This window comes from Pseudomonas sp. MWU16-30322 (genome assembly GCF_020515535.1).
Lineage (GTDB): Bacteria > Pseudomonadota > Gammaproteobacteria > Pseudomonadales > Pseudomonadaceae > Aquipseudomonas > Aquipseudomonas fluorescens_H.
Window position 1 is genome coordinate 153,096 of sequence record NZ_JAIWYL010000009.1, and the last position, 19,507, is coordinate 172,602.

Here is a 19,507-nt window from a genome sequence, read left to right on the forward strand (position 1 = left end):
ATTTCGACCATCCGCCTGTCACCGCTGTTAGTCCCGGGACGCGACAGCTATAATCTGCCGCTTTCCTCTTTGCCAAGACCCCAGCAGACCATGACTGAGTCCGTTCTTGACTACATGACCCGATTGGGTCGCGCCGCCCGCGAAGCTTCCCGGGTCATCGGCCGTGCCAGCACCGCGCAGAAAAACCGCGCCCTGCAGGCTGCTGCCAATGCCTTGGACGCCGCGCGCGCCGAGCTGGCAGCAGCCAATGAGCGGGATCTGGCCGCCGGTCGCGCCAATGGTCTGGAGCCGGCCTTGCTGGAACGTCTGGAACTGACCCCGGCACGCATCGACGGGATGATCGTCGGCCTGCGTCAGGTCGCGGCACTGCCGGACCCGGTTGGTGCGATCCGCGACATGAGCTTTCGTCCGTCCGGCATTCAGGTTGGCAAGATGCGCGTGCCGCTGGGCGTGATCGGGATCATCTACGAATCCCGACCCAACGTGACCATCGATGCCGCCAGCCTGTGCCTGAAGTCCGGCAACGCGACCATCCTGCGCGGTGGTTCCGAGGCGATTCATTCCAACCGGGCGATTGCCGCGTGCATTCAGCGCGGTCTGGCCGAGGCCGAGTTGCCGGCAGCCGTGGTGCAAGTGGTCGAAACCACGGATCGCGCCGCCGTCGGCGCGATGATCACCATGCCCGAGTACGTCGACGTGATCGTGCCACGCGGTGGTCGTGGCCTGATCGAACGCATCAGCCGCGATGCGCGCGTGCCGGTGATCAAGCATCTGGACGGCATCTGCCACGTGTATGTCAGCGAGCACGCGGATCTGGCGAAAGCCCAGCGCATCGCCTTCAATGCCAAGACTTACCGTTATGGCATCTGTGGCGCGATGGAGACCTTGCTCGTCGATCAAAGTGTTGCGAAGGATTTCCTGCCGTCGATGGCAGCCCAGTTCCGCGAAAAAGGCGTCGAGCTGCGTGGCTGCGAACGCACCCGGGCGATCATCGACGCGGTGCCGGCCAGCGAAGACGACTGGAGCACCGAGTATCTGGCGCCGATCCTGTCGATCCGCGTGGTCGACGGACTGGACCAGGCCATTGAACACATCAACCATTACGGCTCGCATCACACCGACTCGATCGTCAGCGAAAACCTTGCGGACACCCGGCGTTTCGTCGCGGAAGTCGACTCGGCGTCGGTGATGATCAACACCCCGACCTGCTTCGCCGATGGATTCGAATACGGATTGGGTGCCGAGATCGGCATTTCTACTGATAAGCTGCACGCCCGCGGCCCGGTGGGCCTCGAAGGGCTGACCTGCGAGAAGTACATCGTGGTCGGTGATGGCCAGTTGCGCGGCCAGGCGACGGTCTGACTTGACCGACCTCGACCTGACAGCGCCGCTGCCTGACAGCGAACTCCGACCCCGGCGCATCGGCGTACTGGGCGGCACGTTCGATCCGGTGCATATCGGCCATTTGCGCGGTGCGCTGGAAGTCGCCGAAGCGCTGGCGCTCGACGAGCTGCGCATGATGCCCAGCGCCCGGCCGCCGCATCGCGATACGCCGCAGGTGTCGGCGCAGGATCGGTTGGCAATGGTTGAGTGCGCGGTGGCCGGAGTGCCGCCGCTGGTGGTGGACGCCCGCGAATTGCAGCGGGACAAGCCGTCCTGGACCATCGATACCCTGGAGTTGATGCGTGCCGAAATGGCCGCCGAGACCCAGGTTTTTCTGCTTTTGGGCTGGGACGCATTTTGCGGCCTGCCCACTTGGCACCGCTGGGAAGAGTTGCTCCAGCATTGCCACATCCTGGTGCTACAGCGCCCGGACGCCGACAGCGAACCGCCGGATGCCTTGCGCAACCTGCTGGCAGCGCGTTCGGTGAGCGACCCGCTGGCCCTGAAAGGGCCGAGCGGACAGATTGCATTCGTCTGGCAGACACCGCTCGCGGTTTCCGCCACCCAGATCCGTCAACTGCTGGCCAGCGGTAAGTCGGTACGTTTCCTGGTGCCCGACGCGGTCCTGGCCTACATCGATGCGCACGGTCTGTACCGTGCGTCGAACTGAACAAGGCGTGCTTCACTGATACGAATCCACGTATCGCCAAGCCGCCGAATACATGAGCAAAACGAGTTTTATATGACTGACAAAGATGTAAGCAAAGTTAAGCGTAAAGGCACGTTCAAGAGCGCGCCGCTGCCGGAAGTGGCCAACACCAACGAGCCGCTGAAAGGCGACGAACTGGTCAAGGTTGCCGTGGCCGCCCTGGAAGACGTCAAGGCACAAGACATCCAGATCATCGATGTTCGCGACAAGCAGAGCATCACCGACTACATGATCATCGCTACCGGTACGTCCAATCGCCAGATCAACGCGATGCTGGACAAGGTCCGTGAAGAAGTGAAAAAGCAGGGCGCCAAGCCGCTGGGCGAAGAAGGCAAGGGCGACAGCGACTGGGTGCTGCTCGACCTCGACCTGGTGATCGTGCACATGATGACTGCCTCGGCGCGTCAGTTCTACGACCTGGAACGCCTGTGGGCCGGTGCCGAGCAAAGCCGTGCGGCAGACGCCAGGCACCACAGTCCGGAAAACACCCACGAGCATTTCACCAAGCTCAACAAAGACCAGCTGTAAGGGATCGCTGTGCGACTGCGACTGATCGCCGTCGGTTCACGCATGCCCAAGTGGGTGGAAGAAGGCTGGCATGAATATGCCAAGCGTCTTCCGTCCGAGCTGGCGCTGGAACTGGTGGAAATTCCGCTCAATACCCGTGGCAAGAACGCCGACGTGGCCCGTTTCATCCGTCAGGAAGGCGAAGCCATGCTGGCCAAGGTCGGGCCGAACGAGCGGATCGTCACGCTGGAAGTCCACGGCAAGCCCTGGAGTACCGAGCAGTTGGCGGTCGAACTCGACCGTTGGCGGCTGGATTCGCGCACGGTCAATTTCATGGTCGGCGGCCCCGAAGGGCTGGCGCCGGAAGTCTGCGCCCGCGCCGATCAGCGCTGGTCGTTGTCGCCGTTGACCTTGCCGCATCCGCTGGTGCGGATCCTGATCGGCGAACAGTTGTACCGTGCCTGGACCGTGCTGTCCGGTCACCCTTACCACAAGTAGTCCTGCCCTCATGTCTCAGCCGATCCGCATCAAGGACCACGAAAAGGACGCCCGCCTGGTGCGTAGCCGCGTCGTGTTCGGGGCCATTGCGGTCATGCTGTTGATCTGCGTATTGATTGCGCGGCTGTACTACTTGCAGGTGATCCAGTACGAGTACCACTCGACGCTCTCGGAAAACAATCGCGTCCACGTGCAGCCGATTCCGCCGACCCGCGGCTTGATCTTCGACCGCAACGGCGTGGTGGTGGCGGACAACCGCCCGAGCTTCAGCCTGAGCATGACCCGCGAGCGTTCCGGCGACTGGCAGCAAGTGCTCGATGTGATCGTCGAAGTGCTGCAGCTGACGCCCGAGGACCGGGTGATCTTCGAGAAGCGCATGCGTCAGGGGCGCCGGCCGTTCGAGCCGGTGCCGATCCTGTTCGAGCTGACCGAAGAGCAGATCGCCAGGATCGCGGTGAACCAGTTCCGCCTGCCAGGGGTGGAAGTGGTTGCGCAGCTGGTGCGCCACTACCCGCAGGGCGCGCACTTTGCGCACTCGGTGGGTTACATGGGGCGGATCAACGAGAAAGAGCTGAAGACCCTCGACCCGGTCAATTACAGCGGCACTCACCACATCGGCAAGACCGGCATCGAGCGTTTTTACGAGCCGGAATTGCACGGGCAGGTGGGTTACGAGGAAGTCGAGACCAACGCCCGAGGCCGCGTATTGCGCGTGCTCAAGCGTACCGATCCGATTCCCGGCAAGGACATCGTCCTGAGCCTGGACATCAAACTGCAGGAAGCGGCCGAGGCCGCGCTGGGCGGGCGTCGCGGCGCGGTGGTTGCGCTCGATCCGAACACCGGCGAAGTGCTGGCGATGGTCAGTCAGCCGAGTTTCGACCCGAACCTGTTCGTCACCGGCATCAGCTTCAAGGCTTACGCCGAGCTGCGTGATTCCATCGACCGGCCGCTGTTCAACCGGGTGCTGCGCGGTCTGTACCCGCCGGGTTCGACGATCAAGCCAGCGGTGGCGATTGCCGGTCTCGATGCCGGTGTGGTGACAGCGTCGAGCCGGGTGTTTGACCCCGGTTATTACATGCTGCCCAACTACGATCACAAGTACCGCAACTGGAATCGCACCGGTGACGGTTTCGTCGATCTCGACACGGCGATCATGCGTTCCAACGACACCTACTTCTACGACCTGGCGCACAAGCTGGGCATCGATCGGTTGTCGGCCTACCTGAACAAGTTCGGCATCGGCCAGAAGGTCTCGCTGGACATGTTCGAAGAATCCCCCGGCCTGATGCCGTCGCGCGAGTGGAAACGCGCGACGCGCAAACAGGCGTGGTTCCCGGGCGAAACCCTGATTCTGGGGATCGGCCAGGGCTACATGCAGTCCACCCCGCTGCAACTGGCGCAGGCTACGGCGCTGGTGGCCAACAAAGGCATCTGGAACCGGCCGCACCTGGCCAAGACCATCGAAGGCGCCAAACCGGTAGACGAAAACCCGATGCCGGATATTGTCCTGCGCGATCCGTCGGACTGGACCAAGGTCAACCATGGCATGCAGCAGGTTATGCACGGCGCCCGGGGTACGGCGCGCAAGGCGGCGATCGGTGCGCAATACCGCATCGCCGGCAAGTCCGGTACCGCTCAGGTGGTCGCGATCAAGCAAGGTGAGAAATACGACCGCTCCAAGGTTCAGGAGCGCCACCGCGACCACGCCTTGTTCGTCGGTTTCGCCCCGGCCGACAACCCGAAAATCGTGGTCTCGGTGATGGTCGAGAACGGTGAGTCCGGCTCGGGCGTCGCCGCGCCAGTGGTGCGTCAGGTCATGGATGCCTGGCTTCTGGACCAGGATGGTCGGTTGAAGGCCGAATACGCCGGTCCTATCAGTGCGGAGGCTACGGCCCGTGATGAATAATTTTGATCGCATGCTCTCCAGCGAGGATGTGATGCGTCGCCGCGCGACGCTGCTGCAACGTCTGCATATCGATGGCCCGCTGTTGATCCTGCTGCTGATCCTCGCCGCAGGCAGTCTGTTCGTGCTGTATTCGGCCAGCGGCAAGAGCTGGGATCTGCTGGGCAAACAAGCCACTTCGTTCGGCATCGGCCTGGTGTCGATGATCGTCATCGCTCAGTTCGAACCGCGTTTCATGGCGCGTTGGGTGCCGCTCGGTTACGTGGTCGGCGTGGTGCTGCTGATGGTGGTGGATATCATGGGCCACAACGCCATGGGTGCGACGCGCTGGATCAACATCCCCGGGGTGATCCGCTTCCAGCCCTCGGAGTTCATGAAGATTCTGATGCCGGCGACGATTGCCTGGTATCTGTCCAAGCGCACACTGCCGCCGCAGCTCAAGCATGTGGGCATCAGCCTGTTGCTGATCGGTGTGCCGTTCATTCTGATCGTGCGCCAGCCCGACCTCGGTACGTCACTGCTGATTCTGGCCGGCGGCGCGTTCGTGCTGTTCATGGGCGGGCTGCGCTGGCGCTGGATCCTCAGCGTGCTGGCCGCCGCCGTACCGGTGGCGATCGCCATGTGGTTCTTCATCATGCACGACTACCAGAAGCAGCGGATCCTGACCTTCCTCGACCCGGAAAGCGATCCGCTCGGCACCGGCTGGAACATCATCCAGTCGAAAGCCGCGATCGGTTCCGGCGGTGTGTTCGGCAAGGGCTGGCTGCTGGGTACCCAGTCGCACCTGGACTTTTTGCCGGAAAGCCACACCGACTTCATCATCGCCGTCCTCGGCGAAGAGTTCGGTCTGGTGGGCATCTGCGCGCTGCTGCTGATCTATCTGCTGTTGATCGGTCGCGGGCTGGTGATTACCGCCCAGGCGCAGACGCTGTTCGGCAAACTGCTCGCCGGCGCGTTGACCATGACGTTTTTTGTTTATGTTTTCGTCAACATCGGTATGGTCAGTGGCCTGTTGCCGGTGGTGGGGGTGCCGTTGCCGTTCATTAGCTACGGAGGAACTTCGCTGGTGACACTGCTGTCAGCGTTTGGGGTTTTGATGTCGATTCATACGCATCGCAAGTGGATCGCACAGGTTTGAATAAGGTGAAGAGTTCAATGCAAGTCATGCGCAGCTGGGCGACTCGTTACGCGCCGTGGGTCGGCCTGGTCGGCATCCTTGGCAGCGCGCAGGAAGCGCTGGCCGGCGATTACGAAGGCTCGCCGCAGGTGGCCGAATTCGTCGGTGAAATGACCCGCGACTACGGTTTTGCCGGTGAGCAACTGATGGCGGTGTTTCGCGAGGCCCAGCGCAAACAGGCGATTCTCGACGCGATTTCCAAGCCCGCCGAGCGGGTCAAACAGTGGAAAGAATATCGCCCGATGTTCATCACCGACGCGCGCATCGCCCGTGGCGTGGACTTCTGGCGCCAGCACGAGGCCGTACTGGCCCGTGCCGAGCAGGAATACGGCGTGCCGGCACAAGTCATCGTGTCGATCATCGGCGTCGAGACCTTTTTCGGACGTAATACCGGCAATTACCGGGTGATTGATGCGTTGTCCACGCTCGGTTTCGACTATCCTCCCCGTGCCGAATTTTTCCGCAAGGAATTGCGTGAGTTCCTGCTGCTGGCCCGTGAAGAACAAGTTGATCCATTGACCCTCAAAGGCTCGTACGCCGGGGCGATGGGCCTGCCGCAATTCATGCCGAGCAGCTTTCGCGCCTATGCGGTGGATTTCGACGGTGACGGTCACATCAATATCTGGACCAATCCGGACGATGCGATCGGCAGCGTTGCCAGTTACTTCAAACGGCATGGCTGGGTCGCCGGGGAACCGGTGGTCAGCCGCGCCGATGTGCGCGGCGAGCAGGTCGATGAAGGCCTGACCACCGGCATCGAGCCGACGAAGACGGTTGGAGAGTTGCGGGCGCTGGGCTGGTCAAGTCATGATGCGCTGCGCGATGATATGCCGGTTACTGCATTTCGCCTCGAAGGCGATAACGGCCCTGAATACTGGATGGGCCTGAAGAATTTCTACGCGATCACGCGTTATAACCGCAGCGTGATGTACGCCATGGCCGTATATCAACTGTCTGAAGAGCTGGTAAAAGCACGGGGCGTCAAGTAATGCGGGCATTGCCTATCAATAAACCCCTGAAGCTGGTGGCTTTCGCTGCGTTGGCGGTACTGGTCGTCAGTTGTTCGACCAGCCGCGCGCCGACCCAGAAGACCTCGTCCACCGCCGTGCGTGCGCAGCCGGGGCTGGACATCAACCGCGCCCACAAAGACGGCGCGCCTTGGTGGGATGTCGACGTTTCGCGGATCCCGGATGCCACGCCGACCCTGCACACCGGCCCGTACAAGGCCAACCCGTACACCGTGCTGGGCAAGACCTATTTCCCGTTGCAGGAATCCAAGACCTACGTCGCCTCGGGCACGGCGTCCTGGTACGGCACCAAGTTTCACGGGCAGAACACCGCCAACGGCGAAGTGTATGACCTGTACGGCATGAGTGCTGCCCACAAGACTCTGCCACTGCCAAGTTACGTTCGGGTGACCAACCTGGACAACAACAAGAGCGTGATCCTGCGGGTCAACGATCGCGGGCCGTTCTATTCGGACCGGATCATCGACTTGTCCTACGCGGCCGCGAAGAAACTCGGTTACGCCGAAATCGGCACCGCGCGGGTCAAGGTCGAGGGCATCGATCCGCAGCAATGGTGGGCCGCGAAGGGCCGTCCGGCGCCTTTGATGCTCAACGAGCCGCAAGTCGCGCAGAATAGCGCCCCGGTGATCACGGCGTCGGCCGGTACCATCGAGCAGTGGACCCCGCCGCCGCAGCAACATGCCTCTGACACTGTACCTGTACAGATCAGCGCAAAAAAAAACGCTTCTGCACCAGCGTCTGGCCAGTATCTGCAGGTGGGCGCGTTCGCCAACCCGGACGCTGCAGAACTCCTGAGGTCGAAGCTCAGCGGTATGGTGAGCGCTCCGGTGTTCATCAGCTCGATCGTGCGCAATCAGCAGACCCTGCACCGGGTACGCCTGGGGCCGATCGGTTCGCCGGGTGAAATCGCCCAGGTGCAGAACAGCGTGCGCCTGGCCAACCTCGGTTCGCCGAGTGTGGTCACAGAGTAAGAAACGTAGCACTTGATTGACGGTTCACTTGCGGTTTTGGGGGGTGAACCAGGTTGTTGGCTCGTCGAAGAACAAAAGCCCGGCAAGGGTGACTGGAGTGAGCAACTGAACACGCGATGGCCCGTTAGAAGGCTGTCTGAATAGTTTTGCCCTCGGGCAAGTTTCCATTAGCGATTTCGAGAGACGGATGAACATCACCACCTTTGCCAAACGCCTGTGTCTGCTAGTCCCGCTGCTCCTCTCGCCAGCCGCCTTCGCGGCCGAGATGATGCCGTCGCCACCTCAACTGGCTGCAAAAGCCTACGTGCTCATGGACGCCAGCAGCGGCAACGTGCTGGTGGAGAACAACGGTGACCAGCGTCTGCCGCCAGCCAGCCTGACCAAACTGATGACCGCGTACATCGCTACGCTGGAAATCCGTCGTGGCCAGATCGGTGAAAACGACCCGGTGACCGTCAGCGAAAACGCCTGGCGTACCGGCGGTTCGCGGATGTTCATCAAAGTCGGCTCGCAAGTGACCGTCAGCGACCTGCTGCACGGCATCATCATCCAGTCCGGCAACGACGCCAGCGTGGCGCTGTCCGAGCACATCGCCGGCAGCGAAGACGCGTTCGCCGACCTGATGAACAAGACGGTCGCCGATCTGGGCATGACCAACTCCCACTTCATGAACCCGACCGGTCTGCCGAACCCTGAGCACTACTCGTCGGCTCACGACATGGCGATCCTGGCGCGCGCGATCATCCACGAAGACCCGGCTCACTACGCGATCTACTCGCAGAAAGAGTTCTTCTGGAACGGCATCAAGCAGCCTAACCGCAACCTGTTGCTGTGGCGCGACAAGACCGTTGACGGTCTGAAAACCGGTCACACCGACGAAGCCGGCTACTGCATGGTGTCCTCGGCTGTACGTGATGGCCAGCGTCTGATCGCCGTGGTGTTCGGCACCAACAGCGAAGTGGCCCGTGCTGCTGAAACCCAGAAGCTGCTGACCTACGGTTTCCGTTTCTTCGAAACCCAGACCTTCTACCAGAAGGGCACCGAACTGGCCCAGGCCCCGGTGTGGAAAGGCACCACCAGTCAAGTCAAGGCCGGCCTGGCTGAAGACCTGACCATGACCCTGCCAAAAGGCCAGCTGAAAAAGCTCGCTGCCAGCATGACCATGAACCCGCAACTGACCGCGCCAATCGCCAAGGGCGACGTGATCGGTAAAGTCGAAGTGAAACTGGACGACAAGGTGGTGCACAGCGCCGACCTGATCGCCCTGGACGCTGTCGAGGAGGGTGGTATCTTCCGTCGCATGTGGGATAGCATCCGCCTATTCTTCTACGGCTTGTTCAACTGATTGAGTGTTGACCTGCATGGCCCCGTTCCCATCCGGATCGGGGCCATGTGCGTTACCACGGCTTACGCTTACGAGGCCGTTACGCCATGACCGATACCGAAGTAAAGGCGCCAAAGATCGAATTCCCCCAGGTTGATTATCCGGTTAAGGTAATCAGCGATACGGGCGTCGGGCACAAAGACAAGATCATCGAGATCGTGAAGAAATTCGCGACCATCAACGATGAGCGTGTCGACGAACGCTCGAGCAGCAACGGCAAGTACACCACCATCCAGTTGCACATCGTCGCGACCGATCAGGATCAGCTGTACAACATCAACAGCGAACTGCGGGCGACCGGTTTCGTACACATGGTGTTGTGATGCCGGGCACGCTGGGCTTTCGCGAACTTGGCCAGATGGCTTACGAGCCGGTCTGGCATGCCATGCAACGCTTCACCAACGAACGCGGCAGCGATGCCGCCGACGAAATCTGGCTGGTCGAGCACCCTCCGGTGTTCACCCAGGGCCAGGCCGGCAAGGCCGAACACCTGCTGCTGCCGGGCGATATCCCGGTGGTACAGGTCGATCGCGGCGGACAGGTGACCTATCATGGCCCCGGCCAGCTGGTGGCTTACCTGTTGCTGGACGTACGCAAGCTGGGTTTTGGCGTACGTGATCTGGTCAGTCGCATGGAACACTGCCTGATCGAACTGCTGGCCAGCTACGGCGTGACCGCTGTAGCCAAGCCAGATGCTCCCGGCGTCTACGTCGACGGAGCGAAAATCGCTTCTCTGGGTTTGCGGATTCGCCACGGTTGCTCCTTTCATGGCCTGGCCCTGAACGTGGATATGAACCTGGAGCCGTTTCGACGGATTAATCCCTGCGGCTATGCCGGGCTGGCGATGACCCAGCTGAGCGATCACGCAGGATCGATTGAATTTGCCGAGGTAAGTGCCCGGCTGCGCGCGCAGCTCGTCAAACACCTCGACTATGCTGAGCAGACGACCCTGACGGGCGGAATCGACTGATATGACTACTGATGCAGTGCAAACCATGATCCCGACGCTCGACGTGACCGAGCGCCCGGCCCCGCGTCCCAAGGTTGAAGCCGGCGTCAAGCTGCGCGGCGCCGAGAAGGTTGCACGCATTCCGGTCAAGATCATTCCGACCACCGAACTGCCGAAGAAACCTGACTGGATTCGTGTACGTATCCCGGTTTCGCCGGAAGTCGACCGGATCAAGAGCCTGCTGCGCAAGCACAAGCTGCACAGCGTCTGCGAAGAAGCGTCCTGCCCGAACCTCGGCGAGTGCTTCTCCGGCGGCACCGCGACCTTCATGATCATGGGCGACATCTGCACCCGTCGCTGCCCGTTCTGCGACGTTGGCCACGGCCGTCCGAAGCCACTGGACGTCAACGAGCCGGAAAGCCTGGCGATCGCCATTGCCGACCTGAAGCTCAAGTACGTGGTGATCACCTCGGTTGACCGCGACGATCTGCGTGACGGCGGTGCACAGCACTTTGCCGACTGCATTCGCGAAATCCGCAAGCTGTCGCCGAACGTGCAGCTGGAAACCCTGGTCCCGGACTACCGTGGCCGCATGGACATCGCCCTGGAAATCACCGCCGCCGAGCCGCCGGATGTGTTCAACCACAACCTGGAAACCGTGCCGCGCCTGTACAAGGCTGCGCGTCCGGGTTCGGACTACCAGTGGTCGCTGACCCTGCTGCAACGTTTCAAGCAGATGATGCCGCACATTCCGACCAAATCCGGCTTGATGCTCGGTCTGGGCGAAACCGACGACGAAGTCATCGAAGTCATGAAGCGCATGCGCGAACACGACATCGACATGCTGACCCTCGGCCAGTATCTGCAACCGTCGCGCAGCCACTTGCCGGTGCAGCGTTTCGTGCACCCGGACACCTTCGCCTGGTTCGCCGAGGAAGGTTACAAGATGGGCTTCAAGAACGTTGCTTCCGGCCCGCTGGTACGTTCTTCGTATCACGCTGACGAGCAGGCGAAACTGGTCAAGGCCGAGCTGCTCGGTTCCTGATCCGGCGCAGATAGCCTCCAAAAATACCCGCCTCGGCGGGTATTTTTGTTTGGGCCTGCCGAGCACTCTTTTGTTTGTCTCTGTACCTGACTACTGTGTGTTCATGAATTCACAGGGAGACCCATGGATGACCGTTCGACCGACTCACACCCTTTTTCCGCATAAGCCCGTGCCGGCGCTGCCGTCCGAAGGGCAGATCGGCGTGATTGCTCCCGCCGGCCCCGGTGCACTGGACACTGACAAGGCTGTGCAGTGGATGCGTGCCCGCGGCTATGCGCTGAAGGTGTTCCCCGGTGTCTACGAGAAGGACGGCTATCTGGCCGGCAGCGATGACGTACGCCTCAACGACCTGCACGCCGCTTTCGTCGACCCTGAAGTCGACGCGATCATCTGCCTGCGCGGCGGCTACGGTACGCCGCGTCTGCTGGACCGGATCGATTACGACTTGCTGAGTCGTCACGCCAAGCCGTTTGTCGGCTACAGCGACATTACCGCGCTGCATCTGGCGATCAGTCGCTACGCCGGGTTCGTGACCTTCCACGGCCCGCTGCTCAATGCCGATCTGCTGGGCGACAAGGAGCCGCCCACCGTCACCTCATTCTTCGCCATGTTGCGCGGTCAGTTGAAGGCGGGGAGTGTGTTGAGCCATCCGGTGGCTTATCCATTGACCACGGTCGAACCCGGCATCGCTCACGGGCGCTTGCTTGGCGGCAATCTGGCGATGATTGCCTCGACGCTGGGCACACCTTATGAGATTGACGTCGAGGGCGTGATTCTACTGATCGAAGACGTCAACGAGCCGCTGTATCGCATCGACCGTTTGCTCACGCAGATGCGCCTGGCTGGCAAGCTGGCCAGATTGCGCGGTGTGCTGGTGGGGGATGTCGCCGGGGTCGATGTCGAGGCGTTGAATCGCTTGCTCAAGCAGACCTTCGAGCCGTTGCGGATTCCGGTGCTGTCGGGGTGGCGCAGCGGGCATTGTGATCCGAACCTGACGCTGCCGATGGGAGCGCTGGTTCGCTTGGATGCCGGGAAGAAGGAATTGATGTTGGAACAGGATGTAGTGATCAAACGCTAGGGTTTGGTTGCCAGTGAGTCAGTCTTCGGGAGCAAGCCCGCTCCCACATTTGATTCGTGTCGTAGACAGAACCAATGTGGGAGCGGGCTTGCTCCCGAAGGCGGCATCAGCCATACGATTATCGTTCTATTGGCTGCGCAGGCTCTCAAGCAGCTTATGCGTCGGATACCCGTCCGCCGGCCAGCCAAACGACTGCTGGGCACTGCGGATCGCCTTGCGGGTATTGGCGCCGATAATCCCGTCCGCCGTGCCCGCATCGTAATTACGCGCGCTCAGCAGGTTCTGCAATTCGATGCGTTCGGAACGGCTCAGTGGCAGGTCGTCTTTCGGCCAGGTGCCATTGATCAGGCCTGCGCCATTGAAACGCTCGGACAACAGACTGACCGCCAGTGCATAGGACGACGAGTTGTTGTACTTGAGGATCGCCCGGAAGTTATCGAGGATCAGGAACGCTGGGCCACGGTAGCCGGCCGGCAGCAGCAGGGCGGCAGACAGCTGTTCCGAGCCGGCAGGGGCCTGACCGCCATTGGGCAGGATCACGCCCAGTTGACGCCATTCGGCAACGGTCTTGCGCATCGCGCCATCGGCCAGGGTGTAGTTGAAACCGCTCGGCAGTTGCACCTCGAAGCCCCACGGCTGACCACGCTGCCAGCCTGAGCTTTGCAGGTAGTGTGCGGTGGAGGCCAGCGCATCGGCCGGGCTGCCCCAGATGTCGCGGCGACCGTCACCGTCGAAATCCACGGCGTGAGTGTTGTAGGTCGTCGGAATGAACTGGGTCTGGCCCATCGCACCCGCCCACGAGCCGAGCATTTTTTCTGGGGTGATGTCGCCCTGTTGCAGGATCTGCAGCGCCGCGATCAGTTGTGCATGAGCAAATGCGGGGCGACGGCCTTCGTAGGCCAGGGTCGCCAGCGAGTTGATCACCGATTTGGTGCCCTGGAACTGACCGAAGTTGCTTTCCATGCCCCATACCGACACCAGTGCCTGGCGATCCACGCCATAACGCTGTTCTATGCTTTGCAGGATGTCGGCGTACTGACTGATCAGCGCCTGCCCCTTGCGCACCCGCAGCGGCGACAGGGCACCGTCGAGGTATTCCCATACCGGACGGGAAAATTCCGGCTGGCTGCGGTCGGCTTTGATCACGCTGGCATCGAAGCTGACATTGGCAAACGCGCGGTCGAACACATCTGCACGGATACCGGCTGCCAGCGCATCCTTGCGGAAACCTGCCTGCCATTCGGCAAAGGTCTGGGTTGGCTGCAAGTCGAGAGAGTCGGCGGACGGCACTACCGGCGGGATGATCGCTGGGGCCGTGACTGCAGGAACGGTCTGTAATGGTTGCGCATCGGCGGCGGTAGGTTTTTCCGCGCAGGCGACAAGCAGAATGAAGCTGGAGGCAGCGATCAGTTGGCGAACGGGCCAACGACGGGAAAGACTGAAGGGCATGCACAGTTCCAGGGGATACGAATCAGGTGCAGACCTTAACATGACCGGGGGGTACTGTGCTTCAGGCAGCCAGAAAGTAAGAAGCCTCCCAGCTATCAGACTGGAAGGCTTCGCGGCGGTAGCTGCCTTTGCCCTTGGTTGGTCGTTCCTGGCGGCTGCGGAACAGGGGTTGGGCGATGATGGATTTGGCCTTGTTCGGGCCATGTTTCGATGGCTTTTTGCTCATGATGGATCTCTCGAGTGAGTGGTTTTTGCGGGGGAAATAATCTGCCGATGTTGGACGTCTGTCCAGTCCCTGATATGTAGGAATTTTCTGACGCCTTCGCGAGCAAGCCCGCTCCCACAGTCGACCGAGTTCTATCATGAGAATGCGATCGACTGTGGGAGCGGGCTTGCTCGCGAAAGGGCGTTATGCGGTTGAACGTCTTACTCGGCGGGCAGTGAAAGACGCTGGCCGGACATCAACAACGCCAATCGGCTCAGGCTCATCCACGGCGAACCGGCGGCTTGCCCCTTGATCTGCGCATCGATTCGCTGGGCTTCGAGCAGCAACTGCGCCCAGCGTTGTGCCGAATAGCGTTGCAGGGCTTTGCTCATCAGGGGTTTGCGCTTGTCCCAGACTGGCGGTTTCGCCTGGCTGAAGCACTTGTCCAGCGGCGTGCCTTGGCTGTACTGCAGCGAGATATTGGCCAGCAGGCGCAACTCCCGCGCCAGTGCCCAGAGAATCACCGGTGGCTCGACACCCTCACCGCGCAGGCCTTCGAGCATGCGCAAGGCGTGGGCCGGTTCGCCGTTGAGCACGGCGTCGGTCAGGCCGAACACGTCGAAGCGCGCACTGTCGGCCACCGCGGCCTGCACGGTTTCGACGGTGATCTGCCCACCTTCGGCCATCAGCTTGAGCTTTTCGATTTCCTGCGCGGCGGCGAGCAGGTTGCCCTCGACGCGCGCGGCGATCAGTTCGACCGCGTCCTGGCTGGCCGACAATCCGGCCTGCGAGAGGCGTTGGCGAATCCAGCTCGGCAGCTGATTGGCATCCACTGGCCAGATCTGAATGAACTGGGTCTGCTGGCCTTCGACCAGCGCCTTGCCCCACTTGGTCTTCTGCGCACTGCCATCGAGCTTGGGCAGACTGATCAGCAGCACAGTGTCTTCGGCGGGGCGCGAGCAGTATTCGATCAGCGCGGCAGCACCCTTGTCACCGGGCTTGCCCGAAGGCAAACGCAGCTCCAGCAGGCGCTTTTCAGCGAACAACGACATGCTGGCGCCGGCCTGCAGCAAGGTACCCCAATCGAAATTGGCATCGGCGGCGAACACCTGGCGTTCGTCGAAACCTTGCTGGCGGGCGGCGCTGCGGATGGCGTCGGCGGCCTCCTGGCACAACAGCGGGTCATCGCCGCTGATGATATAGACGGGCGCAAGAGCGCCTTGCAGGTGTTTGCCGAGTTGAGCGGGAGCGAGCTTCATAAGAGAGGGCGAACGGGGCGCCTGAGCGCCCCGTACGTTTTACTGCTGCGGCAGTTCGAGCGGCGACTGACGCGGCGTTTCCGCTTCAGCCTTCTGTGCCGCCTTCAGCGCGTCGGCTTCGGCCCGGGCACGGTCGTTGGCCGCTTGCTGCAGTTTCTCCAGTTGACCCGGCGTCAGCTGTTGCAGGCGCAGCATCATGCGCTGAACCATTTCACGACGGGTTTCATTGCGGGCGTCGTTGGCTTCCTGATCGGAGCCGACCAGGTTGTTGCCGTCGTGGATGAACACCTTCTGCACTTCAAGCTTGTCGCTCAGCAGGTTCAGATTGTGTTCGCCAACGATGTCGTAGTTCAGCACGGTGGTCACTTGATACTCACCCGTACGACCGGCGCCGGCATAGCTGAGGATGCGCTGGTTTTCCTGCTCGTCAGCCAGATACAGCTTGTACGGTGCACCGCTGTAGACCTTGACGCCGCTGGACTCCAGCACCTGACGCAGCTGGGTGACGGTGTCGCCATAGGCGTTGCGGGCGCTCAGGTCGAGTTCCTTGATTGCCAGTTCGGTGGTGCCAGTGCCACGCAGCTGGAAACCGCAGGCGCTCAGCAGAACAGCGAGGCCCATCACCAGCAGATTGCGTTTGATCATTGTGTTGCTCCCCTTGAAACCATGTGGGCCGACCTTGCGGCCCGAAAGGTTTTACAGTGCGTCAGGCGAACCTGACGCCCAATCCAATTTAGCTGGCGACGATGTTGACCAGTTTCCCTGGTACAACGATCACTTTGCGAATGGTCAGACCGTCGACGAAACGCAGCACGTTTTCGTTGGCGCGGGCTGCCGCTTCGACTTCCTCGCGAGTGGCGCTGGCCGGCATTTCGATCTGGCCACGCAGCTTGCCGTTCACTTGAATGACCAGTTGCAGGCTGTCCTGCACCAGGGCGCTTTCATCGACGGCTGGCCAGCCAGCATCGATCACCGGGTCAGCGTGGCCCAGTTGATTCCACAGCTCATGGCTGATGTGCGGCGTGATTGGAGCCAGCAGCAACGTCACGGCTTCCAGACCTTCGTGAATCAGCGCGCGGTCCTGCTCGGTGCCTTGCGCGGCTTTTTCCAGCACGTTCATCAGCGTCATCACCTGAGCGATGGCGGTGTTGAATTTGTGGTTCTGGCCGACGTCGTGGCTGGCCTGCTTGATGGCCAGGTGGATGGCGCGGCGCACGGCTTTCTGCTCGTCGTTCAGGCCGGCGATGTCCAGTTTGCCCGGCAGGCCCTGGGTGACGTGGGCCTGAGCCAGACGCCAGACGCGCTTGAGGAAGCGGTGCGAGCCTTCGACGCCGGAGTCGGACCATTCGGCGCTCATGTCCGGCGGCGAAGCGAACATCATGAACAGGCGGCAGGTGTCGGCGCCGAACTGATCGATCATCGACTGTGGGTCGACGCCGTTGTTCTTGGACTTGGCCATTTTCTCGGTGCCACCGATTTCCACCGGCAGGCCGTCGGATTTCAGTTTGGCGCTGATGACCTTGGCCTTGCTGTCACGCTCGAGTTCCACGTCCGCCGGGTTGAACCAGGTGTAGGCACCGTTGGCTTCGCGACGGTAGTAAGTCTCGGCGATCACCATGCCCTGGGTCAGCAGGTTCTTGAACGGCTCATTGGAGCTGACCAGGCCTTCGTCGCGCATCAGCTTGTGGAAGAAGCGCGCGTACAGCAGGTGCAGAATCGCGTGTTCGATACCGCCGATATACTGATCCACCGGCAGCCAGTGGTCCGCCGCGGATTTTTCCACCAGGCCACCTTCGAAGTGCGGCGAAGCGTAGCGGGCGTAGTACCAGGACGACTCGACGAAGGTGTCCATGGTGTCGGTTTCACGCTTGGCAGGCTGGCCGCATTTCGGGCAGCTGCACTCGTAGAATTCCGGCATGCGCGCCAGCGGCGAACCGGCGCCGTCCGGCACCACGTCTTCCGGCAGAACCACCGGCAACTGGTCTTCCGGCACCGGCACGTCACCGCAAGTGGCGCAGTGGATGATCGGGATCGGGCAGCCCCAGTAGCGCTGACGGCTGATGCCCCAGTCGCGCAGGCGGAACTGGGTGCGCGAGGCGCCGAGGTTTTTCTTGATCAGTGCAACTTCCATGGCATCGAACGCGCCAGCGAAGTCCAGACCGTCGAACTCGCCGGAGTTGATCAGCGTGCCGTGCTCGCCGTAGGCGTCTTGCCACGGAGCCGGGTTGGTGTCACCGGAGCTGGTGCGCACCACCGATTTGACCGGCAGGTTGTACTTGTGGGCGAATTCGAAATCGCGCTCGTCGTGCGCCGGCACCGCCATCACCGCGCCGTCGCCGTAGTGCATCAGCACGTAGTTGGCGACCCATACCGGGAGTTTTTCACCGGTCAGCGGATGCTCGACGAACAGGCCGGTCGGCAGGCCTTTCTTCTCTTGAGTGGCGACGTCGGCTTCAGCGACGCTGCCGCCCTTGCATTCGGCGATGAACGCTTGCAGCTCAGGATTGTTCTGCGCGGCCTGGGTGGCCAGCGGGTGTTCGGCAGCCACGGCAACGTAGGTTGCGCCCATCAGGGTGTCCGGACGGGTGGTGAAGACCTTGAGGGTGCCTGCTTCGCCGATCGAGTCGACGTTGTACGGGAACTGCACTTCCATGCCGCGGGACTTGCCGATCCAGTTGCGCTGCATGGTCTTGACCTGTTCCGGCCAGCCAGTCAGTTCGTCGAGGCTCTCCAGCAGCTCATCCGCGTAGGCGGTGATCTTGAAGTAGTACATCGGGATTTCGCGCTTTTCGATCAGCGCGCCGGAACGCCAGCCGCGGCCGTCGATCACCTGCTCGTTGGCCAGTACGGTCTGGTCGACCGGGTCCCAGTTCACGGTGCCGTTCTTGCGGTAGATCACACCTTTTTCGAACAGGCGGGTGAACAGCCATTGTTCCCAACGGTAGTAATCCGGTTTGCAGGTGGTCACTTCACGGGACCAGTCCACCGCCAGGCCCAGGCTGCGCAGCTGGGACTTCATGTAGGCGATGTTTTCGTAGGTCCACTTGGCGGGTGCCACGTTGTTCTTCATCGCGGCGTTTTCTGCCGGCATGCCGAAGGCGTCCCAACCCATCGGTTGCAGAACGTTCTTGCCTTGCATGCGCTGGTAGCGGGAGATCACGTCGCCGATGGTGTAGTTGCGCACGTGCCCCATGTGTAGCTTGCCGCTGGGGTAAGGGAACATCGACAGGCAGTAGTAGGTCTCCTTGCCTGGCTGTTCACTGACTTCAAAGGACTTTTGCTCGTCCCAGAACGACTGGGCGGCGGCTTCGATTTCACGGGGCTGATATTGTTCGTGCATGGCTACTTTTGTACTGGATAGGGGTGGCCTAATCCTCTTCAACGCGCCCTCCGGGAATGCTCCGGACAAGCTGGAAGTGGAATTACAGGAAGCGCCGTAGCATACATGACCGCGCTTGGCCTAGGGAAACCCTGATTACAGCTGTCTGGCCCCGGAAAACCGTGGCGAGGGCCGTTGGTCGCGGCGTTCAGCCGGTTTGTGCAGCGAAGCTAAGCTCTTATTGGGGAGTGAGTCTTATCTTCAATGAGGTGAGGGATGGTGGAGCAACGGCAAAAAAACGTGACGAAACCCGAGTTGTACGAACGGTTGATGGATCGTCTGGGCATGGCCCTCGACGCTGCCAAAACCGCTGGCCGGCTGCGCGACGAGCGCCCCCTGGAACTGGAATTGCGTGGCTTGAGCCCCGCCGAGTTCAAACTGGTCAAGGCCTATCTGGATCGCTGTGAACGTGAAACGCATGGAAGCTTGTCTCAGGCAGTGAAGCAGCTCGATGCACCACAATCGGCCAAGGTCATCTGGCTCAAGGATAAGGCGCCCGGCAAAGACACCGTCAAGGTTCGCTCTTTGCAGGCCAAGTAAGCGCAAGGCAGCAGGAAACGGATCTTTTTCAACAGGATCCGAC

The 19,507-nt window shown here is 61.4% G+C and carries 19 protein-coding genes; 14 read left to right on the plus strand and 5 right to left on the minus strand.

All coding sequences use genetic code 11. The features are described from left to right. Positions 1-90: 90 nt before the first annotated feature. The 13 genes from LCH64_RS19795 to LCH64_RS19855 all read left to right on the plus strand — a co-directional run bounded on the left by LCH64_RS19795 (position 91) and on the right by LCH64_RS19855 (position 12,632). Positions 91-1,362 carry a glutamate-5-semialdehyde dehydrogenase gene (locus LCH64_RS19795; RefSeq protein WP_103486255.1) on the plus strand — a complete coding sequence of 424 codons (1,272 nt, stop codon included), beginning with the start codon at positions 91-93 and terminating at the stop codon, positions 1,360-1,362. A gap of 1 nt (position 1,363) precedes the next feature. Beyond that, positions 1,364-2,053 (plus strand): nicotinate-nucleotide adenylyltransferase, encoded by a 690-nt coding sequence (gene nadD / locus LCH64_RS19800; RefSeq protein WP_177434770.1) that lies wholly within the window; start codon positions 1,364-1,366, stop codon positions 2,051-2,053. Positions 2,054-2,125: 72 nt separating this feature from the next. Next, entirely contained in the window at positions 2,126-2,620 is a 495-nt protein-coding gene (gene rsfS, locus LCH64_RS19805; RefSeq protein WP_003228555.1) for a ribosome silencing factor, read from the plus strand. Between the two features lie 9 nt (positions 2,621-2,629). Further along, positions 2,630-3,097, plus strand: coding sequence for a 23S rRNA (pseudouridine(1915)-N(3))-methyltransferase RlmH (gene rlmH / locus LCH64_RS19810; protein WP_003185785.1), 468 nt, complete (start codon positions 2,630-2,632; stop codon positions 3,095-3,097). A 10-nt stretch (positions 3,098-3,107) separates the two neighbouring features. After that, entirely contained in the window at positions 3,108-5,003 is a 1,896-nt protein-coding gene (gene mrdA, locus LCH64_RS19815; protein WP_003228554.1) for a penicillin-binding protein 2, read from the plus strand. A gap of 31 nt (positions 5,004-5,034) precedes the next feature. Next, the gene (rodA, locus tag LCH64_RS19820; RefSeq protein ID WP_049827977.1) at positions 5,035-6,138 is read left to right on the plus strand and encodes a rod shape-determining protein RodA; all 1,104 of its coding nucleotides are present in this window, start codon (positions 5,035-5,037) and stop codon (positions 6,136-6,138) included. Positions 6,139-6,155: 17 nt separating this feature from the next. Next, a complete protein-coding gene (mltB, locus tag LCH64_RS19825; RefSeq protein ID WP_103486252.1) occupies positions 6,156-7,166 on the plus strand; it encodes a lytic murein transglycosylase B in 1,011 nt (336 codons plus the stop codon). Next, on the plus strand, positions 7,166-8,176 hold the full coding sequence (locus LCH64_RS19830) for a septal ring lytic transglycosylase RlpA family protein (protein WP_103486251.1): 1,011 nt from the start codon (positions 7,166-7,168) through the stop codon (positions 8,174-8,176). The genes mltB and LCH64_RS19830 overlap by 1 nt, the downstream gene beginning before the upstream one ends. 187 nt (positions 8,177-8,363) lie before the next feature. Next, on the plus strand, positions 8,364-9,521 hold the full coding sequence (locus LCH64_RS19835; protein ID WP_003228546.1) for a D-alanyl-D-alanine carboxypeptidase family protein: 1,158 nt from the start codon (positions 8,364-8,366) through the stop codon (positions 9,519-9,521). An 86-nt stretch (positions 9,522-9,607) separates the two neighbouring features. Next, positions 9,608-9,883 carry a DUF493 domain-containing protein gene (locus tag LCH64_RS19840; protein ID WP_003228544.1) on the plus strand — a complete coding sequence of 92 codons (276 nt, stop codon included), beginning with the start codon at positions 9,608-9,610 and terminating at the stop codon, positions 9,881-9,883. Then, complete coding sequence (lipB, locus tag LCH64_RS19845; protein WP_226501060.1) at positions 9,883-10,530, plus strand: lipoyl(octanoyl) transferase LipB; 648 nt, start codon at positions 9,883-9,885, stop codon at positions 10,528-10,530. The genes LCH64_RS19840 and lipB overlap by 1 nt, the downstream gene beginning before the upstream one ends. Positions 10,531-10,555: 25 nt before the next feature. Further along, on the plus strand, positions 10,556-11,554 hold the full coding sequence (gene lipA, locus LCH64_RS19850; protein ID WP_162130488.1) for a lipoyl synthase: 999 nt from the start codon (positions 10,556-10,558) through the stop codon (positions 11,552-11,554). A gap of 127 nt (positions 11,555-11,681) precedes the next feature. Beyond that, the gene (locus tag LCH64_RS19855; RefSeq protein ID WP_226501061.1) at positions 11,682-12,632 is read left to right on the plus strand and encodes an LD-carboxypeptidase; all 951 of its coding nucleotides are present in this window, start codon (positions 11,682-11,684) and stop codon (positions 12,630-12,632) included. A 126-nt stretch (positions 12,633-12,758) separates the two neighbouring features. On the opposite strand, the gene LCH64_RS19860 is transcribed toward LCH64_RS19855, so the two are convergent. The 5 genes from LCH64_RS19860 to leuS all read right to left on the minus strand — a co-directional run bounded on the left by LCH64_RS19860 (position 12,759) and on the right by leuS (position 18,885). After that, positions 12,759-14,081 (minus strand): lytic murein transglycosylase, encoded by a 1,323-nt coding sequence (locus tag LCH64_RS19860; protein WP_003228538.1) that lies wholly within the window; start codon positions 14,079-14,081, stop codon positions 12,759-12,761. 61 nt (positions 14,082-14,142) lie between these two features. Beyond that, the gene (gene arfA / locus LCH64_RS19865; protein WP_003228536.1) at positions 14,143-14,307 is read right to left on the minus strand and encodes an alternative ribosome rescue factor ArfA; all 165 of its coding nucleotides are present in this window, start codon (positions 14,305-14,307) and stop codon (positions 14,143-14,145) included. A gap of 200 nt (positions 14,308-14,507) precedes the next feature. Further along, positions 14,508-15,545, minus strand: coding sequence for a DNA polymerase III subunit delta (gene holA, locus LCH64_RS19870; RefSeq protein WP_003228535.1), 1,038 nt, complete (start codon positions 15,543-15,545; stop codon positions 14,508-14,510). A gap of 39 nt (positions 15,546-15,584) precedes the next feature. Then, positions 15,585-16,190, minus strand: a complete 606-nt coding sequence (gene lptE / locus LCH64_RS19875; RefSeq protein WP_226501062.1) for an LPS assembly lipoprotein LptE — start codon at positions 16,188-16,190, stop codon at positions 15,585-15,587. A gap of 88 nt (positions 16,191-16,278) precedes the next feature. Beyond that, positions 16,279-18,885, minus strand: a complete 2,607-nt coding sequence (gene leuS / locus LCH64_RS19880; protein ID WP_003228532.1) for a leucine--tRNA ligase — start codon at positions 18,883-18,885, stop codon at positions 16,279-16,281. Positions 18,886-19,140: 255 nt separating this feature from the next. Between leuS and LCH64_RS19885 the strand changes: the two genes are divergently transcribed. Beyond that, positions 19,141-19,464 (plus strand): hypothetical protein, encoded by a 324-nt coding sequence (locus LCH64_RS19885; protein ID WP_103486248.1) that lies wholly within the window; start codon positions 19,141-19,143, stop codon positions 19,462-19,464. The last annotated feature ends 43 nt before the right edge of the window (positions 19,465-19,507 follow it).